The organism is Streptomyces sp. NPDC001904 (assembly GCF_040297005.1).
In the GTDB taxonomy this organism is placed as follows: Bacteria; Actinomycetota; Actinomycetes; order Streptomycetales; family Streptomycetaceae; genus Streptomyces.
This window is the reverse complement of sequence record NZ_JBEOYI010000040.1, coordinates 15,538-35,581: the sequence shown is the minus strand read 5'-3', so window position 1 is coordinate 35,581 and position 20,044 is coordinate 15,538. Positions and strand designations below refer to the sequence as shown.

Sequence of the window (20,044 nt, the reverse complement as noted above, 5' to 3'; positions counted from 1 at the left end):
TGACGCGTGCTCAGTGCTGGTGGCGGCGGCGGCCGCGCTCGCGCACGGCGAAGACGGCCAGCCAGACGCCGATGACGGCGGCGGCCACGAGCGTGAAGGACAGCGGTGCGTGGGCCACGGCGCCGAGGGCGAAGCCCAGGAGCAGCAGGGCCGCTACGAGGAACAGCACGGGAAACCTCTCAGAGTTGGGTTACAACTGTTCACTGACTATTGAGTCTAACCGCGCACGCGGGTGTTCAATTACGGAGAACAGTTGTTAACTGGATGACATGAGTCACACCACCCTCGGCAGCCGGCAGGCGCAGAAACAGAAGACCCGGCAGGCGCTGCTCGACGCGGCGCTGGAGCTGCTGGAGGAGCAGAGCCTCAGCAGCCTGGGGCTGCGCGAGGTGACCCGGGCCGTGGGCGTGGCACCGACCGCGTTCTACCGGCACTTCGACTCGATCGCCGATCTCGGGACCGCGCTGGTCGAGGAGGCGGTCGGCAGTCTGCACGCGGTCGTCTCGGAGCTGCTGACGGCGACCTGGGACAGCGACGAACGCATCGCGCGGACCGTCGGGTTGATCGCCGCGCACGTGCGGGCCCACCCGGCCCACGTGCGCTTCATCGCGCGCGAGCGGCACGGCGGGGTGCAGCGGGTGCGCGAGGCGATCGCCGCCCAGTTCGGGCAGTTCGCCGAGGAGGTGCGGGAGGCCCTGCGCCGGGATCCCGAGTCGGCGGGGTGGAGCGAGGAGGACCTGCTGATGCTGGCCGGGCTGTACGTGGACCACATGATGATGGCGGCCGCCGCCTTCCTCACCACTCCCCCGGCGGACTTCCCCGGCGCGGCGACCCTCGCGGAGCGGCAGTTGCGGCTGGTGAGCCTCGGACGCAGGCACTGGCTGGACGCGTCATGAGCAACTAGGCTTACGGTCATGACAGCAGCCGACTGGATACTCGACCGCGGCTTTCTCAGCTCGTCCGGCGAGGTCCGATGGGGCGTGCTCGGCGCCCCGGACGCCCCGCCCGTCGTCCTCGTCCACGGCACGCCGTTCTCGTCCTACGTCTGGCGCGCCCCCGCTCGGGCCCTCGCCTCCCGGTTCCGCGTGCACGTCTGGGACCTGCCCGGCTACGGCGCCTCGGAGATGCGCCCCGGGCAGCGTGTCGACCTCGACTCCCAGAGCCGCGTCCTCACCGAGCTGCTGGACCACTGGGGTCTGGGCCCCGAAGGCCCGGCGCCCGCCGTCGTCGCCCACGACTTCGGCGGCGCCGTCGCGCTGCGCGCACATCTGCTGCACGGCGCCGCCTACTCCCGGCTCGCGCTCGTGGATCCGGTGGCACTGGCACCCTGGGGCTCACCCACGTACCGCCTGTTCGCGGAACACAGCGATGTCTTCCGGCAGTTGCCCGCGGAGCTGCACGAGGCGCTCATCCACCGCTACATCAGCTCGTGCAGCCATCCCGGCCTGCGCCCCGACACCCACGCGCGGCTGGTCGCACCCTGGCTGACCGAGGCCGGCCGGGACGCCTTCTACCGGCAGATCGAACAGAACGACCAGCGGTTCACCGACGACATCCAGGGGCGTTACGGGGAGCTGGAGCTGCCCGTCCTGGTGTGCTGGGGCGCCGAGGACACCTGGATCCCGGTCGGCCGCGGGCGGGAGCTGGCCGCGGTGATCCCCGGTGCCGCGCTGCGGATCATCGAGGGAGCCGGGCATCTCGTGCAGGAGGACGCTCCGGCCGAACTCACGGCCGCGCTGCTGGAGTTTCTGCGTGCTCCGCGTAGAGACGGGTGACCGCGGCCGCGCAGCGGGCCAACTCCTCGCGCACCTCCTGCGGTTCGAGTACTTCCAGGTGCTCGGCGAAGGGCAGGAGGGTGCGGGTCGCACCCAGCACGCCGTAGCCGAGCCGGACCGTGATCCACTCGTCGGCGTCCTCGGGTTCCGGGTGCTCGATCAGGGAGGCGCCCTGCAGCCGCAGGAACAGGTCGTAGCGGCTGCGGTGGACGCGGGCGGTCACCTCGATGCCGCCGGGGCGCTGTTCGACCTGGCGCTTCAGCACCGCCCAGACGTCGGCGAGTTCGACGCCGGAGCGGCGCCTGACGGGTGCGTCCGTGACGGTCACCTCGTGGGTGCGGTCGGCACGGAAGAGCCGGGGCACCGCCCGGCGGTCGGCCACCAGGTACCAGACACCCGCCTTGGCGACGAGGCCGTAGGGGTCGACCGTGTACGTGCGGGGCTCGTCGGTGCCGCTGTGGCGGTAGCGGATCCGCAGCCGGCGGTCGGCGAACACGGCGTCCTGCAGGGCGCCGACGTCGACCTCGCGCGGCGGTGGGCCCATCCAGCGCGAGGACTCGACCAGGATACGGCGGCTGGTCAACTCGGCCGCGGGGCGGTGGGGTTCGGGGAGCGCGGCCATGACCTTGCGCAGCGCCGCGGTGAGGGCCTCGTCGAGTCCCAGGGCCGCGTGGGCGCCCTGCGACGCCAGGATGAACAGGGCGCGGGATTCGTCGGCGGTCAGGCCGGTGACGTCCGTGCGGTAGCCGGGGAGGAGGGCGATGCCGCCGTGGCGGCCTCGCTCCGTGTAGACCGGGACGCCCGCGGCGGAGAGGGCCTCGACGTCGCGGTAGATCGTGCGGACCGAGACTTCCAGGCGGGCTGCCAGGGTGGGGGCCGGGGTGCGGCCGTGGGTCTGCAGGAGCAGGAGGATGGAGAGCAGGCGGTCGGACTTCACGGGGTTCAGGGTGCCGCAGAACGGGTTCGCTGTCGGGTGCGGCGGCGTCGTGGCTGGTCGCGCAGTTCCCCGCGCCCCTGAGGCAGGCGCTGCGCGCCGCCTCCCCTGATGAGATGGCGCACGCAGTGCGCATCTCAGGGGCGCGGGGAACTGCGCGGCCAGCCACGACGAAAGCCGCGGACGAACGGCGCCGCTACGCCAGGCGGACGCGGGCCAGTTGGCGGGACTGGGCTACCAGGCGGTCCTGGGAGTCCCAGACCTCGGCGTCCTCCTCCAGGAAGCCACCGGCGAGGTTGCGGGTCGTGATCGAGACGCGGAGGGGGCCGGAGGCCGGACGGCAGCGGATGTGGACGGTGAGTTCCACCGTCGGGACCCAGCCCTTCAGGCCCATCTCGAAAGCGGTCGGCGGCAGCGCGTCCACGGTGAGGAGCAGCGAGAGCGGGTCGGCGTCACGATCGTCGGCCAGGCCGAACCAGGCCCGCATCTCGCCCTTGCCCGACGGCGCTCCGAGCGCCCAGCCGAGGGTGGCCGGGTCGAGCTTGACGTCGAGGCGGTCGGTGATGGCCGAGCTGCCCGGGATGCGCGGACCGTCCGCGGGCGCGTCGGCGGCGCCGAAGCACTGCTCGACCGGCGGTATGGCGGGCGGCTTGGCGCTGGTGCGGACGTCGTCGGGGAGCGCGTCCAGGTCGCCGTACGAGGCGAGGACACGGATCCGCTCGACCTCGGTCCCGTCCTCCGCGTACTGGAAGAGGGACGCCTGGCCGGTGGAGAGGGTCCGGCCGGTGCGGACCACGTCCGTGCGGATCACCGCGGGTCCGGGCGCGGACGCCGTCAGGTAGTGCGCCGAGATCGTGAACGGGTCGGCGTGCGGCAGGGTGTCGGCGAGCGCGCGACCCAGCACGGCGAGCAGATAGCCGCCGTTGACGGCGTTGATGATCGTCCAGCCGGCGGAGAGGTCGATGTCGTAGACCCCGGGGACGGCGGGATCGCGCCGGGTGACGGCGGTGTCGCGGTCGAACTCGCTGTCGCCGATCGTGGCCGTGCCGGTACGTGCCTGCGGGGATGCTGCGTCTGCCATGCAGGCAGGGTACGACAGCTCATTACTAAGCGGTAGCTTTAGAGACCCGCCTCACGGCCGCCCGCACTACACCTCCTCCGGCACCTCCACCGCCGCGGACCTGCGGTTCCACGCGCGCGGTGCCCGCCAGTGGTAGCGCATCGCGAGCAGCCGCAGGATGAAGGCGGTCAGTACGGCGACACCGCTGGTGAAGCCGTTGAGGGCGTCGAAGCGGATGCAGAGCACGACGATGACGGCGCCGACGATCGCGGGGACGGCGTACAGGTCGCGGTCCCAGCGCACGAGCGAAGGCACCTCGTTGGCGATGATGTCGCGCAGCACACCGCCGCCGACGGCCGTGGCGAGGCCGAGCACGGCGGACGAGGTGAGGCCGAGCCCGTAGTCGTACGCCTTGGTGGTGCCGGTGACGCAGAACAGGCCGAGGCCGGCCGCGTCGAAGACGTTCACCGCGACCTGGGTGCGTTCGACCTCGGGGTGCAGGAAGAAGACGAGGGCGGCGGCGAACAGCGGGGTGATGAAGTAGCCGAGGTCGGTGAAGGCGGCCGGCGGCACGGCCCCGATGACCAGGTCGCGGAACAGCCCTCCGCCCAGCGCGGTGGCCTCGGCCAGGGCGCCGATGCCGAAGACGTCCCAGTTCTTGCGTACGGCCATCAGAGCGCCGGAGATGGCGAACACGAAGATGCCGACGAGATCGAGCCAGTGCTGGACGGAGGGGGTGAACAGTTCCTGGATCACCCGATATTTTTACCTGCCGGGTCCGCGCCTACAGCGTCGGCTTGCCCGTCGTGAACAGCCACGTGTCGAACAGATCGTCCAACTGCCGCCCCGAGACCCGTTCGGCCAGGGCGATGAAGTCGGACGTCGAGGCGTTCTCGTACCGGTGCTGCTTGGTCCACAGCGGCAGCAGCCTGAAGAACGCCTTGTCGCCGATGCGCTCGCGCAGCATCTGGAGGGTCATCGCGCCGCGCTGGTACACGGCGGAGGCGAACATCGTGTCGCGCTGCGGATCGCCCACCTTCGTCTGCCAGAACGCGGAGTCGGCCGGGCGGGAGCCGTAGCCCGCGAGGAACGAGTCGTGGGCGGAGCGGATGCCCTTGTGCTCGGACCAGAGCCATTGGGCGTACGTGGCGAAGCCCTCGTTGAGCCAGATGTTCTTCCACTGCTCGACGGAGACGGAGTCGCCGAACCACTGGTGGGCCAGCTCGTGGACGATCGTCGACTCGCTGCGGACGGCGGAGTAGCTGGGCTTGGACTGGGTCTCCAGGGAGAACCCGGCCTCGGGCATGTCGTCGACGACGGCGCCGGTCTCCTCGAAGGGGTACGGGCCGAAGACCTGCGACCAGTAGTCGGTGGCCTCGGCGGTCACCGCGTACACGTCGACGCTGTTGCTGTTCGCGAGGACCGGGTCGATGGCCACGTAGATGGGGGTGCCGGCGGGGGTGCGGCCGGTCTTCACGTCGAACTTCCCGATGCTGGCGGTCGCGAGGTAGGTCGCCATCGGCTTCGACTCGTGCCAGTGGTGGACGGTCCGCGTGCCCTTGTCGGTGTCGTACGTGCCGACGAGCCGTCCGTTCGAGACTCCGGTGAGGCCCTTGGGGGCCTTGATGCGGATGTCGTAGGTGGCCTTGTCGGAGGGGTGGTCGCTGGAGGGGAACCAGGTGGAGGCGGCGTTCGGCTCGCACGCGACGAAGACGCCGTCGGCGGTCTTCATCCAGCCGTAGTCGGAGCCGAAGACGATGGGGCCGTTGAGGGGCTCGGGGACGCCGTTGTAGGTGACCGTGGTGGTGAAGGTGCTGTTCCTGCGGAGCGGGGTGCGCGGGGTGATGACGATCTCGTCGCCGGTGCGGGTGAAGTCGGCGCGTCTGCCGTTCACTTCTATCCGGGTGACCGTGAGCTTCTGCAGGTCGAGGTCGAAGGACGAGAGGTTCCGGGTGGCCCGCGCGGTGAGCGTCGTCCGGCCGTCGAGGCGGTCGGTGCCGGGGTCGTAGGCGATGTCCAGGCCGTAGTGGCGGGCGTCGAAGCCGCCGTTGCCGAGTTCCGGGAAGTACGGGTCGCCGATGCCGGCGGAGCCGGGGGTGGGGGCGGGGGCTGCGGCGATCAGGGTGAAGGAGGCCGCCGCGACGGTGAGCGCGGCCAGTCTTGCCGAACGGGAGAGCATGTGGCGTCCCTTCGAGCGTGATCCTGTGTGCCGGACACGGGAACTCTGCCGCTCAAGGGTGGGCGTGTACATGACCTCTCTGGGTCATATGCGCCCCGTCAGGGGCGCGGGGAACTGCGCGACCGGCCACGACGAGAGCCGCAGCCGGTCGCGAGCGAACCGTCCCCCTACTTGTCCTCCGAAGCCTCCGGCGACGGGGCATCGGCGGCCACGGCGTCGGCCGGTGCCGGGACCGTCACCACGTCGATCGCCTCCTTGGCGGCCGAGAGGAGCTTGGTGTCCTCGGGGGCCTGGTCGGGGGCGTTCTCCGGGTGGTGGCAGGCGACCTGGTGGCCGGAGGCGAGCTGGAGCAGCGGGGGCTCCTTCGTCGCGCACAGCTCCGTCGCCTTCCAGCAGCGGGTGTGGAAACGGCAGCCCTTGGGCGGGTCGATCGGCGACGGGACGTCGCCGCGCAGCAGGATCCGCTCGCTCTTGACGCCGCGCCGCTTGGGGTCCGGCACCGGCACCGCGGACAGCAGCGCCTTGGTGTACGGGTGCATCGGCGTGGAGTAGAGGTCGTCGCGGTCCGCCAGCTCCACGATCTTGCCGAGGTACATCACCGCGATCCGGTCCGAGACGTGCCGGATGACCGAGAGGTCGTGCGCGATGATCACGTACGTCAGGCCGAACTCGTCCTGGAGGTCCTCCAGGAGGTTCACGACCTGGGCCTGGATCGACACGTCGAGCGCCGAGACCGGCTCGTCCGCCACGACCAGCTTCGGCCGCAGGGCGAGCGCCCGGGCGATGCCGATGCGCTGGCGCTGGCCGCCGGAGAACTCGTGCGGGTAGCGGTTGTAGTGCTCGGGGTTGAGCCCGACCCGCTCCAGGAGATCCTGTACCGCCTTCTTCACGCCGCCCTCGGGCTTGACGCCCTGGAGCTTGAACGGGGCGCCGACGATCGTGCCGATGTTGTGGCGCGGGTTCAGCGAGGAGTACGGGTCCTGGAAGATCATCTGCACGTCGCGGCGCAGCGGACGCATGCCGCCCGTGCCCAGGTGCGTGATGTCCCGGCCCTCGAACTCGACGCGGCCCGCGGTCGGTTCGAGCAGCCGCGTGATGAGCCGGCCCATCGTCGACTTGCCGCAGCCGGACTCGCCGACGACGCCCAGGGTCTCCCCCGCGCGGACGTCGAAGGTCAGCCCGTCGACCGCCTGCACGGCGGCGACCTGCCGCTTGAGCAGGCCCTTCTTGATCGGGAAGTGCTTGACCAGGTTCTCGACCTTGAGCAGCGGCTCGCCCGGCGCCGCGTCGGCGGAGGTCTGGGGAGAGTCGGCCGCCTGCTGGGGGATCGTCATCTCGGTCTCGGGTCCTTTGGCGTCCGTCACAGCTTCGGCGCAATCTCTTCGGTCCAGATCCGCTCCCGCTCCTCGCCCGACATGTGGCAGGCGGAGAAGTGACCGGAGCCGACCTCGCGCAGTTCGGGGCGCTCGGTACGGGTGATGTTGTCCTTGGGGACGTCCGCGTACGGGCAGCGCGGGTTGAAGGCGCAGCCGCTCGGCAGGTTGATCAGGCTGGGCGGGGAGCCCTTGACCGGGATGAGGCGCTCGGTCTGCTCCCGGTCGATGCGCGGCATCGAGCCCAGCAGGCCCCAGGTGTAGGGGTGCCGGGGTTCGGTGAAGACCTCGGTGGCGCTGCCGCGCTCCACGCACCGGCCGCCGTACATGACGAGCAGCTCGTCGGCCATCTCCGCGACGACCCCGAGGTCGTGCGTGATCATGATGACGGCGGAGCCGAACTCCTTCTGCAGATCGCGGATCAGGTCCAGGATCTGCGCCTGCACGGTCACGTCGAGGGCCGTGGTCGGCTCGTCGGCGATCAGCAGCTCGGGGTTGTTCACCAGCGCCATCGCGATCATCGCGCGCTGGCGCATACCGCCGGAGAACTCGTGCGGGTAGGCGTCGACCCGCTTGTCGGGCTGCGGGATGCCGACCCGGTCGAGCATCTCGATCGCCCGCTTGCGCGCGGTCTTCTTGTCCACCTTGTGGTGGACCCGGTACGCCTCCACGATCTGCTTGCCGATCGTGTAGTACGGGTGGAGCGCCGAGAGCGGGTCCTGGAAGATCATCGCCATGTCGCGGCCGCGCAGCCGGCGGACGGCGTCCTGGTCGCCGGAGAGCAGCTCGGTGCCGTCCAGCCAGATCTCGCCGCTGATCTGCGCCTTGCGCCGGCCGTACTGGCCCGCGGTGTGCAGGCCCATGATGCCGAGCGACGTGACGGACTTGCCCGATCCGGACTCGCCGACGATGCCGAGGGTGCGGCCCTTCTCCAGGGTGAAGGAGAGGCCGTCGACGGACTTGACCAGGCCGTCGTCGGTCGGGAAGTGCACCTTGAGGTCGCGGACCTCCAGGAAGGCGCTGGGGGCACCGGAGGCGGTGACGGGTTCGCCGACCGCCGCTCCGGTCTTGTGCAGGTCGGTCATCCCAGCCTCACTCGCGGGTCGATGACGGCGTACAGAAGGTCCACGACGAGGTTGGCGACGGCGATCGCGAGAGCCGCGAACAGCGTCACGCCGAGGATCACGGGCAGGTCCTTGTTGCTGATGGCCTGGACCGCTTCGAGACCGAGACCCGGCAGGTTGAACGTGGACTCGGTGAGCACGGCGCCGCCGAGCAGCACACCGAGGTCGAGTCCGAAGACGGTGAGGATCGGGGTCATCGCCGAGCGCAGCGCGTGCCGGGTGATGACGGCGGACTCGCCGAGTCCCTTGGCGCGCGCGGTGCGGATGTAGTCCTCGCCGAGAATCTCCAGCATGGTGGCGCGGGTGAGTCTCGCGTACATCGCGGCGTTGAGGAAGGCGAGCACGATCCACGGCAGGATCAGCGTCTGCAGCCACGTACCGATCGAGTCGTCCGTGGACAGCGAGTCGGCGATGTGCACCCAGCCCAGGCTGTGGACGAAGATGCCCATCGCGACCATGCCGGTGAAGAAGACGGGGAGCGAGACGCCGCCGAGGGCGGTGGTCATCGCGGCGCGGTCCCAGAAGGTGCCGCGCTTGAGGGCGGAGGTGACGCCGGTGGCGACACCGCCGAGGAGCCACAGGACGCACGCGCCGAGCGCCAGGGCGCCGGTGATGGGCGCGTCCTGCTTGAGGGTGGTCCATACGGGCACTTCCGTGCGGAAGGAGTACCCGAAGCAGGGGGCGGGGCAGTGGGTGATGTCGGCGCCGTTGGTGTAGTCGCGGCCGAGCGGGATGCCCTTCACGAAGTCCCAGAACTGCACGAGCAGCGGGTCGTTGAGGCCCAGCTTGATGCGGATGCCGTCCAGCGCCTCGGGGCTGGTGGCCTTGCCGGCGAAGAGGACGGCGACGTCCTGGCCCGCCCATTTGGGCAGCATGAAGAAGATGGTGAAGGTCGCGAACAACACGATCAGCACCATGATGACGACGGCGAACAGGCGCCGGATGAGATAAGCAAGCACTGTGCGCGGCCCGGCGGCGGGGACCCGTTCGGGGTCCCCGCCGCCGAGGCCATCACCTGCCCTTCGGACTGGCGGGTTTCGACGGCATGAGCGGGATCAGCTCAACGACCGGAAGGACTACGACTACTTGTTGCCGACGCCGAGCATCACGTAGTCGTAGCGACCGCTGTAGGCCGCGGACGAGTACACGTTGGTCAGACGGCTGCTGCGCCACGAGATGTTCTTCTCGTAGATGAACGGCATCCAGTACGCCTGGTCCAGGATCTCGTGGTCCAGGTCGGTGTAGAGCTGCTTGGCCTTGTTCAGGTCGGTGGTGCCGATCGCGTCGTCGAAGAGCTTGTCGACCTTCTTGTCCTTGATCTGCGACTCGTTGTAGTTACCGGTCGGGAAGATGAAGCGGCTGTCGAACAGCGGCTGCGCGTAGCCCTGGCCGGAGTTGAAGTCGGGGCCCCAGCCGCTCATCGTCATGCCGTAGCCACGGGACTTGACGACCTTCGGCGAGCCGGTGATCGAGGACGACTGGGCGCCGTCGATCGAGTCGATCGTCAGCTTGATGCCGACCTTGCCGAGCGACGCCTGGAGCGCCTCGGCCGCGTCGACCTCACCCGGGTTGTTGCTGCGGGCGGAGATCTTGGTGGAGAAGCCGTTCGGCTTGCCGCACTGCTTCAGCGCGTCCTTGGCCTTGGCCACGTCCGGCTTGCCCTTGCGGGCGACGATGCCGTACGGGTCGTAGTCGCTGTAGCCCGGGATGGACTTCGGGAAGGTGGAGTTGGCGATCTCGCCACCGGCCACCTTGCCGCCGCGCGACTGCTGGATGCTGGCGAAGTCGGTACCGTAGAAGACGGCCTTGCGGCACTCGACGTTGTCCAGCGGCTTGGTGGCGGTGATCAGGGCCACGTAGCGCACGAAGGACGTCTGGACGTTGTCGACGTTGCCCCGGTACTTCTCGACGGCCGAGACGCGGCCGTTCTGGGTCATGCCGGTGCCGTTGACGTCGACGTCGTAGTCGCCGGCCATCAGGCGCTTGTCGTTCTCCTCCAGGTTCGAGGAGATGGTGACCGTGATCCTCTCCGGCAGGGCCGGGCGGATCGGGTCGGACGACTTCTTCCAGGCCGTGTTGCGCACCAGCGTCAGGCTCTTGCCCGCGTTGTAGCTCTGGATCTTGTACGGGCCGGACGAGACCGGCTTCTGGGTGTACTTCGCGGCCGTGTCCTTGGCCTGCGGCACCGGGGCGCCGGTCGGCATGGCGAGCATCTGCTCGAAGTCGCCGTTGGCCTTGGGCAGGTGGAAGACGATGGTCTGGTCGTCGGGCGTCTCGATCGCCTTCAGGCCCAGCTTGTCCTTCGACTTGTCCTTGTACGGGCCCTTGTACGCGCCCTTGGGGTCGAGGGTGGAGCGCAGGTAGCCGGGGCCGCCGGTGATGACGTCGGTGGCCCAGATGCGCTCGATGCCGTACTTGATGTCCTTGGAGGTCAGCTTGGAGCCGTCCTCCCAGGTCAGGCCGTCACGCAGCTTGTACGTGTAGGTCTTGCCGTCGTCCGAGACGGTGGCGGGCGCGGTGGCCAGGTCGCCGACCAGCTTGTTGGAGCCGTTGCCCGGCTTGGTGTCGTAGGTGACCAGGGTGCGGGTGTAGTACCGCATGAAGTCCCAGGTCATGCCGTAGTACGTCCGCTGCGGGTCCAGGGAGTCGAAGTCCTGCTTGCCGACGAACTTCAGCGTCCCGCCCTTCTTGGTGGACGCGTTGACGACCTTGTTCAGCGCGGCGTTGAAGCCGGGCGCCTTGGCTCCGTCCTTGCTGTCGCCGTCACCGCCGCCGCACGCCGTAGTGGCCGCCAGCGCCCCGACGACGAGGGCAGCGCACGCAGCGAGCCGTCGCTTGGGAATACCTGTGGGCATTTTCTCGTATCCTCCGAGATCGCGGTCCGGGCAAGTCGCCGATGAACCAGTCGGGTGCGCCGCCTGACGATGCGACAGGGGCCTGTGGAAAGAGGGCTGTTGAGGGCCTAGCGGGTGCCCTTGGGGTCGAGTGCGTCGCGCAGCCCGTCCCCGAAGAGGTTGAACGCGAGGACGGTGATGAAGATCGTGACACCGGGGAAGACCATGAACATCGGGTCGTGCTCGTACGTCGCGAGCGCGTCCCGGAGCATGCCGCCCCAGGACGCGGTCGGCGGGCGCACACCCGCGCCGAGGAAGCTGAGGGCGGCCTCGGTGAGGATGTTGGTGGGGATCATCAGCGTCATGTAGACGACGATCGGGGCCACCAGGTTGGGCAGCAGCTCGCGCAGCAGGATGTGGCGGCTGCCGCCGCCCAGCGAGCGGGCCGCCTCCACGTACTCGCGCTCGCGCAGCGACAGGGTCTGGCCCCGGACGATCCGGCCGACGTAGGGCCAGCCGAAGAAGCCGATGACCAGGACGAGGATGGCGACGCGGACGCCCGTTCCGGTCAGCCCGAGCATGTCGTCGGGGAGCACGGAGACCAGCGAGATGATGAAGAGCAGCTGCGGGAAGGCGAGCAGCACGTCCATGACCCGGCTGATGACCGAGTCGATCCAGCCGCCGAAGTAGCCCGCGACGACGCCGAAGACCGTGCCGAGCACGACGGCGACGATCGCCGCGAGGAACGCGACGAGCAGCGAGATCCGGGCGCCGTAGACGACCCGGCTGAAGACGTCGCGGCCCTTGTTGGGCTCGACGCCGAACAGGTAGTCGCTGCTGACGCCGCCCAGCGAACCGGTGGGCAGGTTCGTCAGCGGGTCGAGCTTGTCCTGGTGGAAGTCGTTGGGCGGGTGGCCCAGCAGACCGACGATGAGCGGGGCGAAGACCGCGACCAGGATCAGGAGGACGACAACGATGCCACCGGCCAGGGCGACCTTGTCCCGCTTGAGGCGGTTCCAGGCGATCTGCTTGAGCGACCGCCCTTCGACCTTGCCGCCTGACTGGCTCGCGGCAGCGTCGGCCGACGCGACCGGCTCCGCCTCCGCAGTCGTGTCGTGCAATGGTGCCGTCATCGTGGCAGGGACCCCTCTCAACCGGCGGTGACCGGCCCGCACTTGCCGCTGGTGGCGGCGTGGTTCAGTCCGTCGTTCTCGGGGGGCTCGTACACGAGGTCGAACCCCTTGGAGCGGGAGTCTTCAACCTGTGTGCGATCTGTTGCCAGACTTGACGGGGAAAGGATGCCTAAACGTGATGCTGTCTGGGGGGTTCCGTTATCCGGACGACGGTCAACGGCGTGCGAACACTGGGCAGTTGGGGCTGAAGGGGCGACGAGTCGGACATTGGGCCCACGAGGGAGTTTCTCTCCCCCAACCAGCCTCTTCCCGAAATGACCGCTGCACACGCGGAGTTGAGGAGGACTTGAGGTTCAGGTGGTAATCCCGGCCCGTCCGGCGTTTGAGGACAAAAGCGGTCAGTACGACGCACCGTACGGCGGGGGATACCCGTAGCCACCACCGGCCTGACCGGCAGGAGCGGCATGCGCCTCGCGGTCGTAGAACGGCCGGGCGTTCGCCCGCAGCCACATCGCCACCGGGTCGTACTCGTCGGACATCGCGACCGTGGACACCGGCAGACCGTCCGGCACCGCCGTGACGGACTGCTGCATCATCGCGCGCACCGAGTCCACCGACGCGGGCGACGTGTCGTACACATCGAGGCCGATGGCGAGGTACGGGGCGCCGAGCGCGGGCTGCACCCAGGCGCGGCGCAGCGCCCGTACGGCGGTCGTACGGTGCGCGTTCTGCGCCAGGACCGCGTAGAACTGCGGGAGGTCGATCGTGGGCTCGGACAGCCGCAGCGGACCGGCCGGCTGCCGGTCGAGGCCGCCCGCGATCCGGCGCAGGTCGAGCCAGGGGATGCCGACGCCGCCGCCCGGCGCGTGCGGGTTGAGCCAGAGGCCGTAGTGGTCGGGGTAGAGCGTGCGGGCCGCGTCGACACCGCCGACCACCTCGTACGCGCGCGACCAGCCGGACGCGGAGAGCTCCTGGGCGGAGGTGACGCAGGGGGCGTAGCCGAAGCCGTCGACCTCCATGTTCCCGTACTGGGCGTCGGGGGAGCCGGCCTGGCCGTGCCAGAGCAGCATCCACACCTGGCCCGCCGCGGGATCGGCGAGTGCCTGGAGCAGCGCCTCGTACGCGTCGTAGCGCCCGGGAGTCACCTGGCGCAGCATCTGCTCGACCTGTCCGGCCGCGGCCGTGCCCGACGCACTCACCCGTAACCGCCCCTTCGTGTACTTCTGCCCGTCTGCGGATCGCCCGATCGCCCCGCGCCGGGCGGTGTGACACCGCCCGGTCAGGTCATGAAACCAGCTTAAGCGGCGTTACTGACACCGACTTGACGGACGGTGTCACACCTCTCGTGCGTAGAACGGACGAACATGGGTCCGCAGCCAGTCGGCGACCGGGTCCTGAGTGACGTCGAGAAAGACGAGATTCACCGGCCAGGCGACCGGCGTCCGGCCCAGCGCACGGCCTAGCGCGTCCAGCGGGACGTCCCGCGCCGGGCCCTCCCACGCGGTCAGCTCCACGCCGATGAACAGCGACGGGTCGCCGTCCTCGACCACCGCCAGACAGCGGCGGGCCGTGCGGACGGTGCCGGCCGCGTCGAACTCCTCGCGCACCGCGGTCAGGAAGTCGACCGGGTCGTCCTGCCAGTCCGGCTCGGAGAGCACGACCCGGCCGCCGGTCGCGGGACCGTCCAGCGGGGTGCGGCCGCCGCGGGCCAGCTCGGCGACGGCCGGGGGCGGGAGCGGGACGCCGATGGTGCCGTCCGGGTTCACGGCGAGGCCGACCTGCGGCGGCAGACCGCGGGCGAACTCCACCGCCGGGGCCACCGTGCAGTCCATCCGGCCGCCGGTGACCCGCATGAACTCGTGCTCGGAGCTGAAGACGGGGACGTAGGCCTGGCCCTCCAGCTCCAGGGTGGGCAGGTCGAGGTCGCGGCTGGCCGGGCCGCCGCCCTTGGGCAGCGGGATCCACAGGTGGCTGCGGCCCAGCACCTCGACGATGCGGCCGCCGCCCTCGGGACGGCCGAGCGCCGCGGAGAGGACCTCCTCCAGCTCGTTCGCCGGCCAGGTGTGCTGCGGCTGCGGGTGGGCGTGCGCACCACCCTCACCCTGCGCGTAGTGCTCGTGCCCCTGTTCCGGGATGCCCGGCGTCTCCATAGCTGCCTTCAACCTCTGCTCCGGCCCTGCCATACGGTCCGCGCCGACGATAACCCGTTCGGCGGTACCGCCGGAGGGACTCCCCCACGCGCTCAGCGCTCCAGGAACGTGATTCCGCCGAGTGCGTCCGACGCCGCGCGGTCCAGGAGCACCGCCGACTCGATGCCGGCCGGGAGGTCCCCGGACTCCGTCGACGTGACGAGCGCGGTGACCGCCCTGCGGTGCCGGGCGAAGGCATAGCGCGAGACGCCGCGGCCGCGGTCGCGCTGGCCCTCGAGCGCCAGGTCCGGCGGCACGTCGAGCAGGATCAGGTGGACGGCCGCGCCGCGCCGCCCCGCCGACCGCGTCACCCAGCGGCGCACCCAGGCCTGGGTGCCGCAGTCGTGCACCACGAGGCTGGCGCCGGAGCGCATGGCGCGGCGCAGGCCCGCGTAGTGCGCGACGCGGACCAGCGGCCGGTAGAGCGCGTACGGCACCCAGCGCGGCATCCGGGCCGCCCAGCGGTCCCGGGTGTCCTGGGAGTCGATCCGCACCACCGTGACCACGCGCCGCATCAGCGTGGACTTCCCGCTGCCCGGCAGCCCCGACAGCACGACCAGGTCACCCGCCGCGAACCCGATCCGGCGCGGGGTGCGGCCGCCGCGCCCGCGCAGGTCCCGCACCGAGCGCTGGCGGGGGATGCGCACCCCCGCCACCGCCCCCGCCGTGGTCGCGTACGCCCCCGCCAACTCCTTGTGCACCGTGATCGTCCTCCCCGTTCCGGTCACGCCACTTCTCCCCACCAAGTGTAAAGAGTAGGTAATGCCCTCCGATCTGTTTTCCCGTTCCCCGGGCATGCAATGATGTGCGCGCCAACTGCATACAGGCCGCTTGAATCCGCGCGGGAGAGTTCCAGGCACGTGAGGGCCTGGGCGCCGAAGGAGCAAGTCCCTCCCTTGAATCTCTCAGGCCCCGAACCGCGCGGGCGAGGCACATCTGAAAAGCGGGCCGACCGTCTCGTACGGCGGCCCCACCCAAGGTGCAAGCCCCTCGGGGCGAACCTCTCAGGTTCCGATGACAGATGGGGAGGACACTTCGCCCTCGCCGTCATGCCCTGGAGCACCAGCAATGACCCCTACGCCTTCCCGCCTGACCGCACTCGATGCCCTGCACCGTGCGCTCGGCGCCACGATGACCGATTTCGCCGGCTGGGACATGCCGCTGCGCTACGGCAGCGAGCGTGACGAGCACACCGCCGTGCGCACGAAGGCCGGCCTCTTCGACCTCTCCCACATGGGCGAGATCACCGTCACCGGCCCCGGGGCCGTGGACCTGCTCAACCACGCGCTCGTCGGCAACATCGGCTCCGTCGGCGTCGGCCGCGCCCGCTACACGATGATCTGCCGCGCGGACGGCGGCATCCTCGACGACCTGATCGTCTACCGGCTCGGCGAGACCGAGGCCCCCGAATATCTGGTGGTCGCCAACGCGGGCAACGCCCAGGTCGTCCTTGACGCGCTGACCGAGCGCGCCGCGGGCTTCGACGCCGAGGTCCGCGACGACCGGGACGCGTACGCGCTGATCGCCGTGCAGGGCCCGCACTCCCCCGCCATCGTGAAGTCCGTCACGGACGCCGACCTGGACGGCCTGAAGTACTACGCGGGACTGCCCGGCACCGTCGCGGGCGTCGAGGCGCTCATCGCCCGCACCGGCTACACCGGCGAGGACGGCTTCGAGCTGTTCGTCGCCCCGGCCGACGCCGAGAAGCTGTGGCAGGCGCTGACCGAGGCCGGCGCCGAGTACGGCCTGGTCCCCTGCGGCCTGTCCTGCCGGGACACGCTGCGCCTGGAGGCGGGCATGCCGCTGTACGGGCACGAGCTGACCACGGAGCTGACCCCGTTCGACGCCGGGCTCGGCCGCGTCGTGAAGTTCGAGAAGACGTCCCACGGGGAGGACTTCGTCGGTCACGACGCGCTCAGGGCAGCCGCCGAGCGCGCCGAGACCGCCCCGCCCCGCAAGCTGGTCGGCCTGATCGCCGAGGGCCGCCGCGTCCCGCGCGCCGGGATGTCCGTGGTCGCCGACGGCGAGGTGATCGGCGAGATCACCTCCGGCGCCCCGTCGCCGACGCTCGGCAAGCCGATCGCCATCGCCTACGTCGACGCGTCCCACGCCGCGCCGGGCACGTCCGGCGTCGGCGTCGACATCCGCGGCACGCACGAGCCCTACGAGGTCGTGGCGCTGCCGTTCTACAAGCGCCAGAAGTGACCCTCACCAGCCCCGCCGTCACCGGCACCCTCCCCCGTACAGGAGAATTCGCCTCATGAGCAACCCCCAGCAGCTGCGCTACAGCAAGGAACACGAGTGGCTGTCGGCCACCGAGGACGGCGTCGCCACGGTCGGCATCACGGAGCACGCGGCCAACGCGCTCGGTGACATCGTGTTCGTCCAGCTCCCCGAGGTCGGCGACACCGCCACCGCGGGCGAGACCTGCGGCGAACTGGAGTCGACCAAGTCCGTTTCCGACCTGTACTCCCCGGTGACGGGCGAGGTGACCGAGATCAACCAGGACGTCGTGGACGACCCGGCGCTCGTGAACTCGGCCCCCTTCGAGGGCGGCTGGCTGTTCAAGGTCCGCCTCTCCGAGGAGCCGGCCGACCTGCTCACCGCCGACGAGTACACCGAGTTCTCCGGGAGCTGACCCCCCTCATGACTGAGAAGAAGTCCGTACTGAACGAATCCCTGCACGAGCTCGACCCCGAGGTCGCGGTCGCGGTCGACGCCGAGCTGAAGCGCCAGCAGTCGACGCTCGAGATGATCGCGTCGGAGAACTTCGCCCCGGTCGCCGTCATGGAGGCCCAGGGCTCGGTCCTCACCAACAAGTACGCCGAGGGCTACCCCGGCCGCCGCTACTACGGCGGCTGCGAGCACGTCGACGTCACCGAGCAGATCGCGATCGACCGGGTCAAGGCGCTCTTCGGCGCCGAGTACGCCAACGTGCAGCCGCACTCGGGCGCCTCCGCCAACCAGGCCGCCCTGTTCGCCATCGCCCAGCCCGGCGACACGATCCTCGGCCTGGACCTGGCGCACGGCGGCCACCTCACGCACGGCATGCGCCTGAACTTCTCCGGCAAGCAGTTCAACGTGGTCGCGTACCACGTGGACGACGCCGGCCTGGTCGACATGGCCGAGGTCGAGCGCCTCGCCAAGGAGCACCGCCCGAAGGTCATCATCGCGGGCTGGTCGGCGTACCCGCGCCAGCTGGACTTCGCCGAGTTCCGCCGCATCGCCGACGAGGTCGAGGCGTACCTCTGGGTCGACATGGCGCACTTCGCCGGCCTGGTCGCCGCGGGGCTGCACCCCAACCCGGTGCCGTACGCGGACGTCGTCACCTCCACGACGCACAAGACGCTCGGCGGCCCGCGCGGCGGCATCATCCTCGCCCGCAACAAGGACTTCGCGAAGAAGCTGAACTCCGCGGTCTTCCCGGGCTTCCAGGGCGGCCCCCTGGAGCACGTGATCGCGGCCAAGGCCGTCTCCTTCAAGGTCGCGGCGAGCGAGGACTTCAAGGAGCGCCAGCAGCGCACGATCGAGGGCGCCCAGATCCTCGCCGAGCGGCTGACCTCGGAGGACTCCCGCGCCCACGGCGTGAACGTGGCCTCCGGCGGCACCGACGTGCACCTGGTCCTGGTCGACCTGCGCGACTCCGAGCTGGACGGTCAGCAGGCCGAGGACCGGCTCCACGAGGTCGGCATCACGGTCAACCGCAACGCGGTCCCGAACGACCCGCGCCCGCCGATGGTCACCTCCGGCCTGCGCATCGGCACGCCGGCCCTGGCCACCCGCGGCTTCGGCGCCGACGACTTCCGCGAGGTCGCCGACATCATCGCCGAGACCCTCAAGCCGTCCTACGACGCCGAGGCGCTGAAGGCGCGGGTGACCGCTCTCGCGGAGAAGCACCCGCTGTACCCCGGCCTGTAGCCGTTCCGTACGCTTTGCGGCGTACGAAATCTCGGGGCACCCCGCACACTGGACAGTGAGCAGGGTGCCCCGTGTCACGTCCTCACCGTCAGTCCCGAACACCGGCGGACAGCGTCGTCCGCCACCACCATTGGAGTCCCACCGTGGCCATCTCGGTCTTCGACCTGTTCTCGATCGGCATCGGCCCGTCCAGCTCCCACACGGTCGGCCCGATGCGCGCGGCCCGGATGTTCGCGCGCCGCCTGAAGAACGAGGGCCTGCTGGCCCACACCGCCTCGATACGCGCCGAGCTGTACGGCTCCCTGGGCGCGACCGGCCACGGGCACGGCACCCCGAAGGCGGTGCTGCTCGGCCTGGAGGGCGACTCCCCGCGCACCGTCGACGTCGAGCACGCCGACCAGCGCGTCGAGGCGATCAAGGAGTCCGGGCGTCTCCAGCTGCTCGGCGCGCACGAGATCGGCTTCGACTTCGACGAGGACCTGATCCTGCACCGCCGCAAGGCCCTGCCGTACCACGCGAACGGCATGAGCCTGTGGGCCTTCGACGCCGACGGCGCGGAGCTGCTCACCAAGACGTACTACTCGGTGGGCGGTGGCTTCGTCGTCGATGAAGACGCTGTCGCCGGCGAGAACCCGATCGTCCCGGACGACACGGTCCTGAAGTACCCCTTCCGCACCGGCGACGAACTGCTCCGCCTCACCCACGAGACCGGCCTGTCCATCCCGGCGCTGATGCTGGAGAACGAGAAGGCCTGGCGCACCGAGGACGAGATCCGGGCGGGCCTGCTGGAGATCTGGCGGGTCATGCAGGCGTGCACCTCGCGCGGCATGGCCCGCGAGGGCATCCTGCCGGGCGGCCTCAAGGTCCGCCGCCGGGCCGCGAGTTCGGCCCGCAAGCTGCGCGCCGAGGGCGATCCGCTGGCCCACGCCATGGAGTGGATCACCCTGTACGCGATGGCGGTGAACGAGGAGAACGCGGCGGGCGGGCGCGTGGTGACCGCTCCGACCAATGGCGCGGCGGGCATCATCCCCGCGGTCCTGCACTACTACGTCAACTTCGTGCCCGGCGCCGACGAGGAGGGCGTGGTCCGCTTCCTCCTCTCGGCGGGTGCCATCGGCATGCTCTTCAAGGAGAACGCCTCGATCTCCGGCGCCGAGGTCGGCTGCCAGGGCGAGGTCGGCTCGGCCTGCTCGATGGCGGCGGGCGCGCTCGCCGAGGTGCTCGGCGGCTCCCCGGAGCAGGTGGAGAACGCGGCGGAGATCGGCATGGAGCACAACCTCGGCCTGACCTGCGACCCGGTCGGCGGCCTGGTCCAGATCCCGTGCATCGAGCGCAACGGCATGGCGGCCGTGAAAGCGGTCACCGCGGCCAAGATGGCGATGCGCGGCGACGGCTCGCACAAGGTGTCCCTGGACAAGGTCATCAAGACCATGCGGGACACCGGTGCGGACATGTCGGTGAAGTACAAGGAGACGGCGAGGGGCGGCCTCGCCGTCAACATCATCGAGTGCTGAGCGGCGGGTGC

The 20,044-nt window shown here is 70.3% G+C and carries 19 protein-coding genes and 2 riboswitches; of the genes, 6 read left to right on the top strand and 13 right to left on the bottom strand.

Features of this window, described 5'->3' with window-relative positions; genetic code table 11:
• Positions 1–10: 10 nt before the first annotated feature.
• On the bottom strand, positions 11–169 hold the full coding sequence (locus ABT127_RS36600) for a hypothetical protein (protein ID WP_351460018.1): 159 nt from the start codon (positions 167–169) through the stop codon (positions 11–13).
• Positions 170–269: 100 nt separating this feature from the next.
• On the opposite strand from ABT127_RS36600, the gene ABT127_RS36595 reads away from it, so the two are divergent.
• Both ABT127_RS36595 and ABT127_RS36590 read left to right on the top strand, forming a co-directional pair.
• Positions 270–896, top strand: coding sequence for a TetR family transcriptional regulator (locus ABT127_RS36595; protein WP_351460015.1), 627 nt, complete (start codon positions 270–272; stop codon positions 894–896).
• 18 nt (positions 897–914) lie between these two features.
• Entirely contained in the window at positions 915–1,775 is an 861-nt protein-coding gene (locus tag ABT127_RS36590) for an alpha/beta fold hydrolase (RefSeq protein ID WP_351460013.1), read from the top strand.
• Here ABT127_RS36590 and ABT127_RS36585 read toward each other — a convergent pair.
• From ABT127_RS36585 to ABT127_RS36530, 12 genes are all read right to left on the bottom strand, one after another.
• On the bottom strand, positions 1,726–2,712 hold the full coding sequence (locus tag ABT127_RS36585; RefSeq protein WP_351460010.1) for a helix-turn-helix transcriptional regulator: 987 nt from the start codon (positions 2,710–2,712) through the stop codon (positions 1,726–1,728). The two genes, ABT127_RS36590 and ABT127_RS36585, sit on opposite strands and share 50 nt — an antisense overlap.
• Positions 2,713–2,905: 193 nt before the next feature.
• Positions 2,906–3,790, bottom strand: a complete 885-nt coding sequence (locus ABT127_RS36580; RefSeq protein WP_351460008.1) for a thioesterase family protein — start codon at positions 3,788–3,790, stop codon at positions 2,906–2,908.
• A 66-nt stretch (positions 3,791–3,856) separates the two neighbouring features.
• Positions 3,857–4,525, bottom strand: a complete 669-nt coding sequence (locus ABT127_RS36575; RefSeq protein ID WP_351460005.1) for a trimeric intracellular cation channel family protein — start codon at positions 4,523–4,525, stop codon at positions 3,857–3,859.
• Between the two features lie 28 nt (positions 4,526–4,553).
• Complete coding sequence (locus ABT127_RS36570) at positions 4,554–5,948, bottom strand: M1 family metallopeptidase (RefSeq protein ID WP_351460002.1); 1,395 nt, start codon at positions 5,946–5,948, stop codon at positions 4,554–4,556.
• Positions 5,949–6,115: 167 nt separating this feature from the next.
• Positions 6,116–7,282, bottom strand: a complete 1,167-nt coding sequence (locus tag ABT127_RS36565) for an ABC transporter ATP-binding protein (RefSeq protein ID WP_351460000.1) — start codon at positions 7,280–7,282, stop codon at positions 6,116–6,118.
• A gap of 26 nt (positions 7,283–7,308) precedes the next feature.
• Complete coding sequence (locus ABT127_RS36560) at positions 7,309–8,406, bottom strand: ABC transporter ATP-binding protein (RefSeq protein ID WP_351459997.1); 1,098 nt, start codon at positions 8,404–8,406, stop codon at positions 7,309–7,311.
• Positions 8,403–9,404, bottom strand: a complete 1,002-nt coding sequence (locus tag ABT127_RS36555) for an ABC transporter permease (RefSeq protein ID WP_351459994.1) — start codon at positions 9,402–9,404, stop codon at positions 8,403–8,405. The genes ABT127_RS36560 and ABT127_RS36555 overlap by 4 nt, the downstream gene beginning before the upstream one ends.
• A 123-nt stretch (positions 9,405–9,527) precedes the next feature.
• On the bottom strand, positions 9,528–11,300 hold the full coding sequence (locus ABT127_RS36550; RefSeq protein WP_351459991.1) for an ABC transporter substrate-binding protein: 1,773 nt from the start codon (positions 11,298–11,300) through the stop codon (positions 9,528–9,530).
• 107 nt (positions 11,301–11,407) lie between these two features.
• The gene (locus ABT127_RS36545; RefSeq protein WP_351459989.1) at positions 11,408–12,412 is read right to left on the bottom strand and encodes an ABC transporter permease; all 1,005 of its coding nucleotides are present in this window, start codon (positions 12,410–12,412) and stop codon (positions 11,408–11,410) included.
• A gap of 398 nt (positions 12,413–12,810) precedes the next feature.
• A complete protein-coding gene (locus tag ABT127_RS36540; protein ID WP_351459986.1) occupies positions 12,811–13,611 on the bottom strand; it encodes an enhanced serine sensitivity protein SseB C-terminal domain-containing protein in 801 nt (266 codons plus the stop codon).
• A gap of 135 nt (positions 13,612–13,746) precedes the next feature.
• Complete coding sequence (locus ABT127_RS36535) at positions 13,747–14,562, bottom strand: enhanced serine sensitivity protein SseB (protein ID WP_351459983.1); 816 nt, start codon at positions 14,560–14,562, stop codon at positions 13,747–13,749.
• A gap of 92 nt (positions 14,563–14,654) precedes the next feature.
• On the bottom strand, positions 14,655–15,302 hold the full coding sequence (locus ABT127_RS36530; protein WP_502971838.1) for an AAA family ATPase: 648 nt from the start codon (positions 15,300–15,302) through the stop codon (positions 14,655–14,657).
• A 131-nt stretch (positions 15,303–15,433) separates the two neighbouring features.
• A riboswitch (glycine riboswitch) is annotated at positions 15,434–15,531 on the top strand.
• Positions 15,532–15,632, top strand: a riboswitch (glycine riboswitch).
• Between the two features lie 37 nt (positions 15,633–15,669).
• Between ABT127_RS36530 and gcvT the strand changes: the two genes are divergently transcribed.
• The 4 genes from gcvT to ABT127_RS36510 all read left to right on the top strand — a co-directional run bounded on the left by gcvT (position 15,670) and on the right by ABT127_RS36510 (position 20,033).
• Positions 15,670–16,806: a glycine cleavage system aminomethyltransferase GcvT gene (gene gcvT / locus ABT127_RS36525; RefSeq protein WP_351459979.1), complete on the top strand. Its 1,137-nt coding sequence runs from the start codon at positions 15,670–15,672 to the stop codon at positions 16,804–16,806.
• A gap of 55 nt (positions 16,807–16,861) precedes the next feature.
• Positions 16,862–17,239 (top strand): glycine cleavage system protein GcvH, encoded by a 378-nt coding sequence (gene gcvH, locus ABT127_RS36520; RefSeq protein ID WP_351459976.1) that lies wholly within the window; start codon positions 16,862–16,864, stop codon positions 17,237–17,239.
• 8 nt (positions 17,240–17,247) lie between these two features.
• Positions 17,248–18,519: a serine hydroxymethyltransferase gene (gene glyA, locus ABT127_RS36515; protein ID WP_351459974.1), complete on the top strand. Its 1,272-nt coding sequence runs from the start codon at positions 17,248–17,250 to the stop codon at positions 18,517–18,519.
• A 143-nt stretch (positions 18,520–18,662) separates the two neighbouring features.
• Positions 18,663–20,033, top strand: a complete 1,371-nt coding sequence (locus ABT127_RS36510; protein ID WP_351459971.1) for an L-serine ammonia-lyase — start codon at positions 18,663–18,665, stop codon at positions 20,031–20,033.
• The last annotated feature ends 11 nt before the right edge of the window (positions 20,034–20,044 follow it).